Annotated in this window: 11 protein-coding genes; 7 read left to right on the top strand and 4 right to left on the bottom strand. The window is 38.9% G+C overall.

The annotated features are described in order from the left end of the window. Positions 1-139: 139 nt before the first annotated feature. Both H9Q20_RS05450 and H9Q20_RS05445 read left to right on the top strand, forming a co-directional pair. Positions 140-646 carry a hemerythrin domain-containing protein gene (locus H9Q20_RS05450; protein WP_187478469.1) on the top strand — a complete coding sequence of 169 codons (507 nt, stop codon included), beginning with the start codon at positions 140-142 and terminating at the stop codon, positions 644-646. A gap of 81 nt (positions 647-727) precedes the next feature. Continuing rightward, positions 728-2269 carry a glycine--tRNA ligase gene (locus H9Q20_RS05445; protein ID WP_187478468.1) on the top strand — a complete coding sequence of 514 codons (1542 nt, stop codon included), beginning with the start codon at positions 728-730 and terminating at the stop codon, positions 2267-2269. A gap of 73 nt (positions 2270-2342) precedes the next feature. On the opposite strand, the gene H9Q20_RS05440 is transcribed toward H9Q20_RS05445, so the two are convergent. From H9Q20_RS05440 to H9Q20_RS05430, 3 genes are read right to left on the bottom strand one after another with little or no spacing between them, the layout of a single operon-like run. After that, positions 2343-2972 (bottom strand): DUF502 domain-containing protein, encoded by a 630-nt coding sequence (locus H9Q20_RS05440; protein ID WP_187478467.1) that lies wholly within the window; start codon positions 2970-2972, stop codon positions 2343-2345. 3 nt (positions 2973-2975) lie between these two features. Then, positions 2976-3557: a tRNA-(ms[2]io[6]A)-hydroxylase gene (locus H9Q20_RS05435; protein WP_124639304.1), complete on the bottom strand. Its 582-nt coding sequence runs from the start codon at positions 3555-3557 to the stop codon at positions 2976-2978. Beyond that, positions 3545-4060 carry an acyl-CoA thioesterase gene (locus H9Q20_RS05430; RefSeq protein WP_187478466.1) on the bottom strand — a complete coding sequence of 172 codons (516 nt, stop codon included), beginning with the start codon at positions 4058-4060 and terminating at the stop codon, positions 3545-3547. Before H9Q20_RS05430 ends, H9Q20_RS05435 begins: the two co-directional genes overlap by 13 nt. Positions 4061-4165: 105 nt before the next feature. Between H9Q20_RS05430 and H9Q20_RS05425 the strand changes: the two genes are divergently transcribed. The 4 genes from H9Q20_RS05425 to prfA all read left to right on the top strand — a co-directional run bounded on the left by H9Q20_RS05425 (position 4166) and on the right by prfA (position 8662). Next, complete coding sequence (locus H9Q20_RS05425) at positions 4166-5377, top strand: NAD(P)/FAD-dependent oxidoreductase (protein ID WP_124639308.1); 1212 nt, start codon at positions 4166-4168, stop codon at positions 5375-5377. Positions 5378-5466: 89 nt separating this feature from the next. Then, positions 5467-7074, top strand: coding sequence for a fumarate hydratase (locus tag H9Q20_RS05420; protein WP_187478465.1), 1608 nt, complete (start codon positions 5467-5469; stop codon positions 7072-7074). Positions 7075-7172: 98 nt separating this feature from the next. After that, positions 7173-7439, top strand: coding sequence for a hypothetical protein (locus H9Q20_RS05415; RefSeq protein WP_187478464.1), 267 nt, complete (start codon positions 7173-7175; stop codon positions 7437-7439). Between the two features lie 143 nt (positions 7440-7582). Then, positions 7583-8662 (top strand): peptide chain release factor 1, encoded by a 1080-nt coding sequence (prfA, locus tag H9Q20_RS05410; protein WP_124639315.1) that lies wholly within the window; start codon positions 7583-7585, stop codon positions 8660-8662. Positions 8663-8716: 54 nt separating this feature from the next. Here prfA and H9Q20_RS05405 read toward each other — a convergent pair whose 3' ends face one another. Then, the gene (locus H9Q20_RS05405; protein WP_187478463.1) at positions 8717-11290 is read right to left on the bottom strand and encodes a DUF5686 family protein; all 2574 of its coding nucleotides are present in this window, start codon (positions 11288-11290) and stop codon (positions 8717-8719) included. 124 nt (positions 11291-11414) lie between these two features. Between H9Q20_RS05405 and scpA the strand changes: the two genes are divergently transcribed. Next, positions 11415-13535, top strand: coding sequence for a methylmalonyl-CoA mutase (gene scpA, locus H9Q20_RS05400; RefSeq protein ID WP_124639319.1), 2121 nt, complete (start codon positions 11415-11417; stop codon positions 13533-13535). The last annotated feature ends 299 nt before the right edge of the window (positions 13536-13834 follow it).

The following is a 13834-nucleotide window of genomic DNA, read 5'->3' as shown; positions in this document are numbered from 1 at the left end:
AATTAAAGATTTATACAGTCAGCTTCCAACGATAATGATAGAATTTTACAATGATGCATTTTATAAACATAGAATAATCGATTTTACATGGAAAAGTTTTACTTTTGATCGGTTGTTATTCACATTTTAAATTGCACACATGAACCAAGAGCTTCACGATTTTTTTACCAAAGACCATCGACGGTTAGAAAGCATTCTAGATAGTGCCATTGCAGATCTGTCGAATATCGACATGGATTTGTACAGCCAATTCCGAGTGGGTTTACTTACTCATATTAAAATGGAGGAGAAAATATTTTTTCTAGCCGCCCAAAAAGCCAACAACAATGTCCCACTACCATTTGCTCCACAGCTAAGGTTGGAGCACGGTGCCATTACGGCTTTGCTGGTGCCATCGCCAACACTAGAAATTGTTAAGGTCTTAATGCATGTCTTGGACATCCACGATGAGGTCGAAGAAAAACACGGCGGCATGTACGAGGCTTGTGAAAAACTGACCCACCACGAAACTCAAGCGCTGCTGGATCAGTTGCGTGCCGTAACTCCTGTGCCGGTACATCCTCATAACGATGCACCCATCGCTTTGGAGGCTGCTAAAAGAGCTTTGCTAAGAGCCGGGTACGATTATGACGCATTGGTGAGTTGATGGTTCAGGTTTTTAACCAATATTAATCTTAGAGAATTTCTTTAAAATTTCCTACTTTTGCATACTAAAATCAAGATTTTTATGGCTAAGCAGGAAGATGTTTTTAAAAATGTGGTTTCCCACGCAAAAGAATACGGCTTTATATTTCCAAGCTCCGAAATTTATGACGGACTTTCCGCCGTGTACGACTACGGTCAGAATGGTGCCGAACTAAAAAACAACATCAAACAATATTGGTGGAAATCCATGGTGCAAATGAACGAGAATATTGTGGGGATAGACTCTGCAATCTTGATGCATCCAACCACATGGAAAGCCTCCGGACATGTCGATGCCTTCAACGATCCTTTGATTGACAATAAAGATTCCAAAAAAAGATTTAGAGCCGATGTTTTGATCGAAGACTATTGTGCAAAATTAGAAGATAAGGCTCAAAAAGAAATTGAAAAAGCAGCCAAAAGATTTGGTGACGCTTTTGATAAAGCTCAGTTCGAAAGTACCAACCCTCGTGTGATGGAGTACAGAGAAAAGCAAAAAAATATACTTTCTAGAATGGCACAGTCTCTTGAAAAAGAAGATCTGGCTGATGTTAAGGCTTTAATCGAAGAATTGGAAATTGCAGACCCGGATACAGGCTCTAAGAATTGGACCGAAGTAAGACAGTTTAACCTGATGTTTGGGACCAAGCTGGGAGCTTCGGCAGATTCGGCTTCGGACATCTATCTAAGACCAGAAACGGCACAAGGTATTTTTGTTAATTTCTTAAATGTACAAAAAACATCCAGACATAAATTGCCTTTTGGGATAGCTCAGATTGGTAAAGCATTTAGAAATGAGATTGTTGCAAGACAATTTATTTTCAGAATGCGTGAGTTTGAGCAAATGGAAATGCAATTTTTTGTACCTCCAGGAACCGAGCTTGAGTATTATCAAAACTGGAAAACAAAACGATTAAACTGGCACTTGGCTCTAGGATTGGGTCAGGAAAACTATAAATTCCACGATCACGAAAAATTAGCACATTATGCCAATGCGGCCGCCGATATCGAGTTCAAATTCCCATTCGGCTTCAAAGAATTGGAAGGAATACATTCCAGAACCAATTTTGACCTTTCGGCTCATGAAAAACATTCGGGTAGAAAACTTCAGTATTTTGATCCGGAAAGAAACGAAACCTACACACCTTTCGTTGTAGAAACCTCCATTGGTTTGGACAGGTTGTTTTTGGCTTTGCTTTCGCATTGTTTGAAAAACGAAGTGTTGGAAGATGGATCAGAAAGAGTTGTCTTGGCATTGCCACCGGCATTGGCTCCAGTAAAAGCGGCGATTCTTCCTTTGGTGAAAAAAGATGGACTTCCGGAATTGGCTTCAAAAATCTACGACGAATTAAAATTTGATTTTAATGTATATTATGAAGAAAAAGATGCCATCGGAAAACGATACAGAAGACAGGATGCCATTGGTACTCCGTTCTGCATCACTGTGGATCACGACTCTTTACAAGACAACACCGTAACTTTAAGAGAAAGAGACAGCATGACACAAGTGAGAGTGCCAATTTCTGATTTAAGAAGAATTATAGACGAAAAAGTAAACTTTAGAACTTTGTTATCTAAGATTTAAATTTATTGATTCCCATAAAAACGACAAAACCTAGAAGCTTTTTCTAGGTTTTGTCGTTGTGTTGATGTTGTAACTAGTTCGTTGTTTCAGAACTTTCGTGGTGTTCCTTTTCTGCTGCATGGAAACCTGCGACACCTCCAGAAACTGCAAATTTCATGGCCGAAGCGGCAGTCATCCCAACAACGGGCTTGGTGTTTTTTGCATCGGTAACAATGACCCACCCAGAAATGGCGTACGAATGTGGAAGGTAAACGGCTACAAAATTTTCTTTCTCTACCGCTGACATCTCGGGTTGAGTCAGAAATCCTATTCTCCAGATCTCTGGATTTTCATTGGTTTTTACCCAAACCGGATGGTTAAATTTCTTTTTATCGCCTACGAAAGAGCTCATCACATCTTTGGTTGGGGTGTAGATGTGTTTTACACCGGGAGTATTTTCTAAAAGTAAGTCCAATTGTTCGAAAATAAACTTACCAAAAACAAATTTATTTGCTAAAAAACCTAAAAAGGCGGTTATTAAAATGGCAGATACAAAGACTAGTCCAGGGATTTCCTTAGCCACGGAAGGGATCATGTTGTCGATGGACGAAATGATCGACCATATTACAAAAACCGTCAGACCGATAGGCCCAATGATGGCCAATCCGTGTAAAAAGGCTTTGAAAAAAGTGTTAAATAGAGAATCTAAACTATTTTTTTTCATCAATTATCCGTGTATGGTTTCTTTGTTTCCGTAGGATTGTATGACTTTAGCTTCGTATTCCAGCCATTCTTCCCATCGTTTGTTTACTTTTTCGGGATCGCCAAGTTGTCTGGCAAAACCAATGAATGTGGTGTAGTGATTGGCTTCAGAAATCATCAATTCTTTGTAAAAAACTTTCAGCTCTTCGTCTTTTATGTTTTCAGTCAATACCTTGAATCTCTCGCAGCTTCTGGCTTCAATCATCGCAGCAAAAAGCATTTTGTCGATAATCAAATCGTTTCTATTGCCCCCTTTTTGTATAAAATTGACCAGTTCGTTTACATAATCGTCCTTTCGGGTTCTGCCAAAACTGTAACCTCTTTTCAGGATAATCTCATGCACCTGGTTGAAATGGTCCAATTCTTCTTGTGCAATGGCAAGGAGTTCGGTTACAATTTCAGGATATTCCGGCAACATGGTAATCAGTCCAATAGCGTTGGTGGCTGCTTTTTGCTCGCACCAAGCATGATCGGTCAAGATTTCTTCCAGGTTACCTTCTGCAATGTTGGCCCATCTTGGGTCGGTTGGGAGTTTTAATTTGAACATTTTTCTTGATTTAAAAGTTGGGAAGGATCGATATTCTCGGGTTTGAAAGGTAAATTTTTCAAATCTTCTTTGGTCAAAACTGAACAGTTTTTGGATTTGAAATTTTCCATTACGCTTACAATTTCTTCGTTCGGGACGGTGGATTTTCTAATTTTGGTGTCAATCCAAACTCCGATTGCTTCTGCACTAGCACGATGCACGCCGTCTTTGGAGTAGAATTTGTGTTCGAATCTGTAAATGCCTCCGTCTTCTGAGACACCATTGATTTCTACACTCACAAAAATTTCTTGACCAAAGTGTATTTCTTTAAAAAAAGAAAGTCTTTCGTGTAAAATCACGGGCCCAATTCCCCATTGGCTCAGAGCTTTTAGGCTCAATCCATTTTTTTGCATAAAAGCCATCCGCGCATGTGCACAATATTCTACATAAACCGAATTTCCAAGATGGAAATTGGCGTCCAAATCGCTCCAGCGAATGTCAAAAGGATGATAGTAAACCGACATTTTATAGGTTTTTTTAGGATTGTTTTGAAATCAAAATATAAAGTTCAAATTTAAGAAAATAGAAACGATTGAAAAACTGTAATTTTGCAAACTATACTAAATTTTATGGGAAAGAAAAGCGTTGTCATTGTTGGAGGTGGAGCATCTGGTTTTTTTTGTGCAGCCAATTTGGATCATTCAAAATTTGAAATTATCATTTTAGAACAACAAAAAGAAGTTTTACAAAAGGTGAAAATCTCTGGTGGTGGTCGCTGTAATGTGAGTCATGCGTGTTTTGACCCTCGGGATTTGGTTAAATTTTATCCAAGAGGAAACAAGGAATTGATTTCTGTCTTTTCTAAATTTCAGCCTGGTGATACCATGGAGTGGTTTTCTAATCGAGGTGTCGAATTGAAAATTGAAGACGACAATCGTGTCTTTCCGGTCAGCAATTCGTCGCAAACCATTATCAATTGCCTGATGAACGAAGTGGAAAAACGAAAAGTGAGAGTTTTGACCCAAACGACAGTCAAAGAAATTGTTAAGATTGATTCTCAGTATCGGATTGCAACCAATAACGGAGATTTTACACCTGATTTCGTGGTTTTTGCAACCGGATCGGCACCCAAGTCTTTAAAAATATTGGAGAATTTGGGATTAAAAATGGTGAATGCCGTACCGTCCTTATTTACTTTTAACATAAAAGACGATTTGCTGAAAGACCTTCCAGGAACCAGTTTTGAAAATTCAGAAATACGAATTAAAAGTTTAAAAACAGAGGAAGCAGGACCGCTTTTGATCACCCATTGGGGATTGTCGGGACCTGCAATTTTAAAATTGTCCGCTTGGAAAGCCAGAGAGCTTCATGCGTCTAACTATCAATTTGAAATAGAAGTCAATTTTATTTCAACAAACATCAGCGAAGCTGAAGAATTGTTAAATGAATATCGAGAAGCACATTCCAAAAAGCAGATTGCACAATGTAGGATTTTTTCGGTTACGCAAAGGTTTTGGTCGAAAATTTTAGAGATTTCTAAAGTTAATCCTGAGAAGCAAATCTCACAGTTGAACAAAAAAGAAATGCAGTCCATTTTGGAAAACATTTGTCAAAAGAAATTTAAAGTCAATGGCAAATCTACCTTCAAGGACGAGTTTGTAACTGCCGGAGGTGTGGATTTGAAGGAAGTTAACTTCAAAAATATGATGTCGAAAAATTTGAATAAATTTTATATTTCTGGTGAGGTACTTAATATTGATGCGGTTACCGGAGGGTTTAATTTTCAAGCATGTTGGAGCGAAGCCTGGTTGATTGCACAAGATCTGAACGAAAATCATTAAAAATCTAAAGATCAATTAAGACTGGAAAGTATGAGGAGCTACTTGCTAAAAAATCATTAAATTTACACCTCAAAAATAAAAATTAAAAAATGGAATTTTCATACCAGGATCCGTATCCTATTCTAAAAGACGATACCCAATACAAAAAATTAAGTTCGGACTATGTAAAAGTAGAACAAATTGGCAATAGAGAAATCTTAACCGTTGACCCAAAAGGTTTGGAAATGCTGGCCGAACACGCCATGAAAGATGTTTCTTTTATGCTTCGTTCTGCTCATTTACAAAAATTAAAAAACATCATCGACGATCCTGAAGCTACGGATAACGATCGTTTTGTGGCGTACAACTTGTTGCAAAACGCAGCGGTAGCCGTCGAGGGTGCTTTGCCATCTTGTCAAGATACAGGTACGGCAATTTGTATGGCCAAAAAAGGAGAAAATGTGTACACCGGTGTCAATGATGCCGAATGGATCTCAAAAGGAATCTACAATACTTATCAAAACGAAAACCTTCGTTATTCTCAAGTCGTGCCATTAACGATGTTTGATGAGAAAAATTCGGGTTCCAATCTTCCTGCTCAAATTGACATTTATGCAGAACAAGGCAATGCGTATAAGTTTTTATTTTTAGCAAAAGGCGGTGGCTCTGCCAACAAAACCTTTTTGTACCAGAAAACCAAGTCGTTATTGAACGATAAGTCTTTGGAAGAATTTGTAAAAGAGAAAATTATGGATTTGGGAACGGCGGCTTGTCCTCCGTACCACTTGGCTATCGTAATCGGTGGTACTTCTGCCGAAGCCAATCTTGCTGCCGTGAAGAAAGCAAGTGCCGGATATTTCGACCATTTGCCAACAGAAGGAAATATGGGTGGCCAGGCTTTCCGCGATGTGGAGTGGGAACAAAGAGTGCAAAAAATTTGTCAAGAAAGTTCCATCGGAGCACAGTTCGGAGGCAAGTACCTGACGCACGATGTTCGAGTGATCCGTTTGCCAAGACATGCAGCTTCTTGTCCTGTGGGTATGGGAGTTTCTTGTTCAGCCGATAGAAATATCAAAGGAAAAATTACCAAAGACGGAATTTTCCTTGAGCAATTAGAAACCGAGCCTAAGAAGTTTTTACCAGCAACAGCACCTCATTTGGAAGAACCGGTAAGCATAGATCTTAATCGATCAATGGCTGAAGTTTTGGCTGAACTTTCGAAATACCCAATCAAAACGAGACTGAAACTGAACGGAACATTGATCGTTGCAAGAGATATAGCCCATGCAAAAATTAAAGAATTGTTGGACAGTGGCAAACCCATGCCGGAGTATTTTAAAAATCACCCGATTTATTATGCCGGACCAGCAAAAACTCCTCAAGGAATGCCTTCTGGAAGCTTCGGGCCAACCACTGCGGGTAGAATGGATGTTTATGTAGATGAATTCCAGGCGAATGGAGGAAGTATGATCATGCTTGCCAAAGGGAATAGGAGCAAAGAGGTGACCGATGCGTGTAAGAAACACGGTGGTTTCTATTTGGGATCCATCGGTGGACCGGCTGCAATCTTAGCGAAAGAAAATATAAAATCGGTAGAAGTTGTGGACTTTGAAGAGTTGGGAATGGAAGCCGTAAGAAAGATAGAAATTGTAAATTTCCCGGCATTCATCATCACGGATGACAAAGGAAATGATTTCTTTGCAAGTATTGCACATTAAAATACGATTGAAAAAATCAATAATTTCGGACAAAAATCACTTTAAAAAGTTTGTCCGACAATAAAAAATAATTTACTTTTGCCTAAAATAATAAGAATATGATGTTGTCAGCATTTTGGCCTTTTTATCAGTTCCTGTGGACTGTATATTTTCTAGTCATGTTTATGGTTGGTTTTTGGTGTATTTTTATGTTCTTCGGTTGGATTATCCCATTGTGGTTAACCCAAGGTTTGGCAGAATATTTTGGTAAAACTAAAGCATTCGACCCAGAAGAAGTAAGAAGAAAAACTTTGCCAGAACAAGGTTTGGAAGTTATCTATACCAATCTTAAAGGCGACGGACCTTTTATCCACGGTCATCATTAATTTGGTGTCATCTCTTTTTCACCTTAATTTCGGAAAAGGGATATCCAAGCAAAACAATATATTTCAAAATCAGTTTCTATTTCTTTAGAAACTGATTTTTCTTTTTTTAAAATCACTATCTTTGCAAGCACAAAAAATCTACGATGTCTAAGTCATTAATTCCAAAATTAGAAGCCATAAAACAACGCTACAACGAAGTAGCGGATTTAATCATTCAACCCGATGTAATTACCGATCAAAAAAGATATTCCCAACTCAATAAAGAATATAGTGATTTGGGGAAAATTGTAAAAGTTTTTGATGAATACATGTCGGCCTTGAATACCATTGAAGAATCCGACGAAATTATAGCTGATGGTTCGGATAAAGATTTTGTGGATTTGGCAAAAATGGAAAAAAACGAAGCTTTAGAAAAAATTCCGGCTTTGGAAGAAGAGCTAAAAGTACTTTTGATCCCGAAAGATCCTGCCGATGACAAGAATGTAATTGTCGAATTGCGTGCAGGAACAGGGGGCGATGAAGCAGCAATTTTTGTGGAAGACATCTACAGAATGTACTCCATGTTTTTCAAAACCAAAGGTTGGAAGCATGAAGTGACCGATAGCAACGAAGCGACAAAAGGCTATAAAGAATTGGTGATGAAAGTGGAAGGCGAAGGCGTGTACGGAATTATGAAATTCGAGTCCGGTGTGCACCGTGTACAGAGAGTCCCAGAAACCGAATCTCAAGGTAGGGTGCATACTTCAGCCATTACCATCGCAGTTTTACCCGAAGCGGAAGAAGTGGATGTAGAAATTAATCCAGCCGACATCGAAATGCAGACTTCCAGATCGGGAGGTGCCGGTGGACAGAATGTAAATAAAGTGGAAACCAAAGTACAGCTGACACACAAGCCTTCAGGACTTGTGGTGGTTTGTCAGCAAGCAAGATCGCAGTTGGCCAACAGAGAATTGGCTATGGAAATGCTTAGAGCAAAATTGTACGATATCAAATTGCAAGAAGTGGTGGGCGATATTGCTGCACAAAGAAAAACAATGGTTTCTACAGGAGACCGTTCTGCAAAAATTAAGACCTACAACTATCCACAAGGTCGTGTGACCGATCACAGAATCAACAAATCCATTTATAACCTGGATGCGTATATGAATGGTGATATCGGTGAAATGATCGATGCGGTTATCATGGCTGAAAATGCTGAAAAAATGAAGGGAGAAGAAGATTAATATTCGACAAGATACCATAAAAAAAGGATTGCTGTTTTCGGCAATCCTTTTTTGTTAAAGTCTAATTTGGGCTGAAATTTTCACACTGAATTTATCCGGTGCTTTTCCATTGCTCAAATGGTGCAAATGATTCAGTCTGTGGATGAAATCAATTCTTAAAAACCTGAAAATATTGGAGATGCCGTAGCCCAATTCCATGTACGGTTTGCGGTTCAGGCTTTTAAATTCTTCGTTGTTTTGGTAAGTGTTTTTCACAAACGAGGGATCCAAATCTCCTAAAAGATAGTTGAAGGTAATGTGGTTTCTCCAATTCAATTTTTTGATCAATGGAAGGCTGTTGGTGATCAGTCCTTCGAGATTTTGGGTGTATTGCAACGATACATATTTGTTGCTGGTGAATTCAAAAAAACGCATCATGTTGAAGGCGTATTTGTTGTAAAATGAAAAGCCATTTCCCAAATGATTTTCCAACAAAGGATACGGAACTTTGTTGGGGATCCATCCGGCGGTTAAAGAATATTCTCCTCTACCCAAAAGTCCCATGGGTACAATTTGCTGAATGTTAAGATGCACTTTGTTGTAGTTGAAATCCCCATTTAAAAAATTTTTCATCCCACGGGTGTATCGAAGGATTAGTGTAGGTTGGTACACATTGTCTTTTAGGCTTACTTGCTTATTATTTCCGGATTCCAAATGTTGTCTTCCCGGTTTCCAACTGGTCTCAGCAATAATTTCTGTTGTGTTAAAAGTTTTTATAATTTCAGTATTAGGATTTTCTTGGTAAGAAAAAGGAAATACAGGATCAAAAGTATCGTGTTTTAGAATGATTTTCCCTGTAATGCTTTTGTTGATGTCTGCTTGAAGGTAACCCTGGTAGCTGTCTTGCCAAAAAGGCTTTCTCAAATTCATTCTGCCATTTTTGGTGAAAGCATCGAAAATTGCATTTCTTCTGGATGAAAAATCTTCATACTGAAAAGCAACTTGTCCCAGATCATGACTGTAAGAGACGCCTCCTTGTATCCAAGGATCTCTGGAAAAAATGTAATCGACTTTTGCACCGTATTTTATGGCCTGATCCTGAAATCCATAACTGACATAACCTCCCAAAATCCATTTTTTACTAAAGAATTTGTTGGTCAGAAAACCCATTCTCAACCGTGTGCCTTCATAATCGTTGTATCCAACGGTGTATAAAAAAGGACCCAGGCCAACCTTGCCCACTTTGTAATACCCGTTGATAAGGAGGTCGATGACATCCAAATACGACTTTACCGATGGTAGTTTTTTTATTTTGCTTATGGTTGCCAGCATTGTTTTTTCAGAAACACTCAAAGAATCGGGTCTGTTTTCGTTCCAAAAAACATCACTTTCGGTTTCAGCATCGTTTAGAATGACGATCTTTTCATCAAAAATTTTAGGTTCTATTTCAATATCGGTTTCAATGTTTTTGGTAGATGCATAGTATTTAAGATAGACGGCCAAGCTTTCTTTTCCCGGTTTTGCAGTTTCCAGAATAACTCGAGTTTTCCCCGGAAACCATTGGTCGTTGGAGTCCAGTTTGGTCATTTCTTGTTGAATTTTCAAACTGTGGATGAAGTTGATATTTGCCTTGGGGCTAATTTCAGCATCGATTTTAAACAAGGCATAAGAACCGTGAGCAATATAGACCGTCCCTTCAAAAGCCAGATCCGATTCTCGAAACGGCTTGAATTTTAGTACATAGTATTTTTCTCCATCCACGACAGCATGTTTGTCAACCAATTCATAATCGTATTGAATTTTGAAATTGTCGTTGAGCGGTGAGATGAAGTCTTTTCCTAAAATCCTGATGTAATTGTTGTAAAAATTATACTTGATGAAAGTGGATGACATCAACTGTGAAAATAAGGTCCCGTCGTCGATGCCAATGCCGTTGGTTTTTGTTTTTTTGATGATTTCCGATTTGTTTTCCGGTTCTTTTTGGAAGTAGATGTCTGAGATGTTTTCTGAAGCAAAAATGGGAATGGACAGTTTGTTTTTTTCAATTTCGTTGGAGTCGATTTGGTTTTCAATTAAATTTTTTATGTCTTTGTAAACCTTTCTTTTCTTGATTTTTTCTCCAAAATCCGACATGGAAATTTCCATTCGGCTGTAGTTTTCATAACGATAACTTTTATACTTATCCGGATTGTTATTTACCTTTCTTTCAACAAATTTTTCAAGAATTTCATAAGCAGGATTGCTGTATTTTTTTCTTTTCATTTTCAGAGTGATGCCCTCAATATTTTTCTCTCGGTCTATTAACTTTTTTTGTCTTCTTGTTAACTTGGGGCTGTTTGATTTTGGAATGAGATGCAACTCTAATTTTAAAGCTTGATCATATCCTAAAGCCAATCTTTCAAAACCCGTCTTTTCCACAATTATAGAATCTAAATTAATCGTGTTTTCAATTAGGAATTTCCCGTCAACATCGGTTTCTGTAAAATGTATATTACCGTCTTTCGATTTTAATGCCACTCGGGTGTATGGCAATAGCTCGCCGGTCTCAGAGTTTGTAGCCCTTCCTTGCGCAATTTTATTTTGTGCAAAAGCCGTTTGAGAAATGAAAAGGAAAATAAAAATAAAGTAAAGTTGTGTTTTTTTTAGCATTATTGCGTTTTGTAAAGCTAAGCTAACGAAAAAATATGATTTTAACATCTATTTAACTTAAAAATTCTAAGAAGTCATTTCCCAAAAAAAAGCTATTTTTACCGATGATTAATCAAAGCATAGAATGAGACATCCCATCAAAGATAAAAATCCAGACTTTCAAGAAGTTACAAAATCGACCTCGGAATTGTATCACTTTGAAAAAGACGGATTGCAACTGAAATCCAGTTATTCAGCAGAAGATTCCGCACCATTAACCCAAAATTCTTGGACTGCCGGCATTGCTCCTTATTTGCGCGGGCCGTATTCTACGATGTATGTTCAGAAACCATGGACCATCCGACAATATGCCGGATTTTCCACCGCTGAAGAGTCCAATGCTTTTTACAGAAGAAATTTGGCTGCTGGACAAAAAGGACTTTCCGTGGCATTCGATTTGGCAACCCACCGCGGTTACGACTCGGATCACTCCAGGGTGGTAGGCGATGTCGGAAAAGCCGGAGTTGCTATTGACTCGGTTGAGGATATGAAAATTTTATTCAACGAAATCCCTTTGTATCAGATTTCCGTTTCCATGACCATGAACGGTGCCGTATTGCCCATCTTGTCCTTTTATATCGTAGCTGCTGAAGAGCAAGGTGTTGCACAAAATCTACTTTCAGGAACCATTCAAAATGATATTCTGAAAGAATTTATGGTACGAAATACCTACATCTATCCACCAACACCATCCATGAAAATCATTGCGGATATATTTGAATACACTTCCAAAAATATCCCTAAGTTCAATTCCATTTCCATCTCGGGATACCACATGCAAGAAGCTGGAGCAACACCGGTTTTGGAGATGGCTTATACCCTTGCCGACGGATTGGAATATGTAAGAACCGGAATAAAAGCCGGGATGAATGTCGATGATTTTGCACCTCGTTTGTCCTTTTTCTGGGCCATCGGGATGAATCATTTTATGGAAATTGCCAAGATGAGAGCCGCAAGAACCATTTGGGCAAATTTACTGACCCAGTTCAATCCGCAGAATCAAAAATCTCTCGCACTTAGAACGCACTCCCAAACTTCGGGTTGGTCACTTACCGAGCAAGAACCTTTCAATAACATCACCAGAACAGCGATAGAAGCTCTATCTTCGGCTCTGGGTGGCACACAATCTTTACACACCAACGCATTGGACGAAGCCATTGCTTTGCCAACCGATTATTCTGCGAAAATTGCAAGAAATACCCAGATTATTCTTCAGCAAGAAAGCGGTATTTGTGATGTGGTCGATCCTATGGGAGGCAGTCATTTGGTAGAAGCCCTTACCCAACAGATGATTACCGAAGCCATGAAGTACATCGACGAGGTGGAGCAAGAAGGCGGTATGACCAAAGCCATCGAGGCCGGAATTCCTAAAATGAGAATTGAAGAAGCTGCCGCTAAAAAACAAGCCAAAATTGACAGCGGCGAAGAGTTCATCATCGGAGTCAATTCCTTCAAATCCAAACTGAAACAACAAGAGTTTGATATTTTGGACATCGACAATACCGAGGTGAGAAGAAAACAAATCGAAAGATTGCAAAAAATAAAATCCGAAAGAAACGAAGTTTCAGTTAATGAAATTTTAGACCAACTGAGAGCTGCTGCCAAAACAGGTCAAGGAAATCTTTTGGAAATCTGCATAGAAGCCGCAAGAAGACGAGTGACCCTTGGTGAAATGAGCGATGCCATGGAAGAAAGCTTCGGTAGATACAAAGCCAACATTAAAACCATTTCTGGAGTATACGCCATGAATGCACAAAAAAATGAATTTTTCGAAAAGGCCCTAACGCTTACCCAACAGTTTGAAGATGCTGAAGGCAGAAGACCAAGATTGATGGTCGCCAAAATGGGACAAGACGGACACGACAGAGGAGCGAAAGTAGTGGCAACAGCCTTTGCCGATATGGGCTTCGATGTCGATGTAGCACCACTTTTCCAAACACCTGAAGAGGTAGCCAAGCAGGCTGTAGAAAACGACATTCATATTCTAGGAGTTTCCTCACTCGCTGCCGGACACAAAACCTTGGTGCCACAAGTGGTAGAAGAACTGAAAAAATTAGGAGCCGATGACATTACCATTGTTGTGGGCGGTGTGATACCGCAGCAAGATTACGAATTTTTGTACAACAACGGCGCCGATTTCATCTTTGGACCAGGAACCAATATCCCAGAATCTGCAGTGGAAATCTTAAAACGATTTTTAAAATAAATTTACAGAAGTAATTTGAAAAAGATGGGTACTGTTGTGCTCATCTTTTTTATTTGGGCACCTGAGCTTCGCTCGCAATCGTGAATAAAAGCAGTGCTTTTCTTTCGATTGTGCCCTCCGTTCCCGCTTTTTTGGTTTTTGGTTTCCTTCGACGATGCTCAGAAAACCAAAAACCAAAAAGAGCTCCACTCAGGTCGGGGTGCAGCTCAGAGATTATGGATAGATCCGTTTGTTTTTTTTCAACCTTTGCGGATTTTGCGTGGTAGTTGAGAGTTGTTGGTATTCATTATCAAGATTTT

It is taken from the genome of Amniculibacterium sp. G2-70 (assembly GCF_014353055.1).
GTDB classification, from domain to species: domain Bacteria; phylum Bacteroidota; class Bacteroidia; order Flavobacteriales; family Weeksellaceae; genus Amniculibacterium; species Amniculibacterium aquaticum.
This window is presented reverse-complemented; position numbering and strand designations above follow the sequence as displayed.

Excerpts from the sequence above, each read along its gene's own strand:
- H9Q20_RS05450 (WP_187478469.1), top strand. The coding sequence starts at position 140 with ATGAACCAAGAGCTTCACGATTTTTTTACCAAAGACCATCGACGGTTA.
- H9Q20_RS05445 (WP_187478468.1), top strand. The coding sequence starts at position 728 with ATGGCTAAGCAGGAAGATGTTTTTAAAAATGTGGTTTCCCACGCAAAA.
- H9Q20_RS05440 (WP_187478467.1), bottom strand. The coding sequence starts at position 2,972 with ATGAAAAAAAATAGTTTAGATTCTCTATTTAACACTTTTTTCAAAGCC.
- H9Q20_RS05435 (WP_124639304.1), bottom strand. The coding sequence starts at position 3,557 with ATGTTCAAATTAAAACTCCCAACCGACCCAAGATGGGCCAACATTGCA.
- H9Q20_RS05430 (WP_187478466.1), bottom strand. The coding sequence starts at position 4,060 with ATGTCGGTTTACTATCATCCTTTTGACATTCGCTGGAGCGATTTGGAC.
- H9Q20_RS05425 (WP_124639308.1), top strand. The coding sequence starts at position 4,166 with ATGGGAAAGAAAAGCGTTGTCATTGTTGGAGGTGGAGCATCTGGTTTT.
- H9Q20_RS05420 (WP_187478465.1), top strand. The coding sequence starts at position 5,467 with ATGGAATTTTCATACCAGGATCCGTATCCTATTCTAAAAGACGATACC.
- H9Q20_RS05415 (WP_187478464.1), top strand. The coding sequence starts at position 7,173 with ATGATGTTGTCAGCATTTTGGCCTTTTTATCAGTTCCTGTGGACTGTA.
- prfA (WP_124639315.1), top strand. The coding sequence starts at position 7,583 with ATGTCTAAGTCATTAATTCCAAAATTAGAAGCCATAAAACAACGCTAC.
- H9Q20_RS05405 (WP_187478463.1), bottom strand. The coding sequence starts at position 11,290 with ATGCTAAAAAAAACACAACTTTACTTTATTTTTATTTTCCTTTTCATT.
- scpA (WP_124639319.1), top strand. The coding sequence starts at position 11,415 with ATGAGACATCCCATCAAAGATAAAAATCCAGACTTTCAAGAAGTTACA.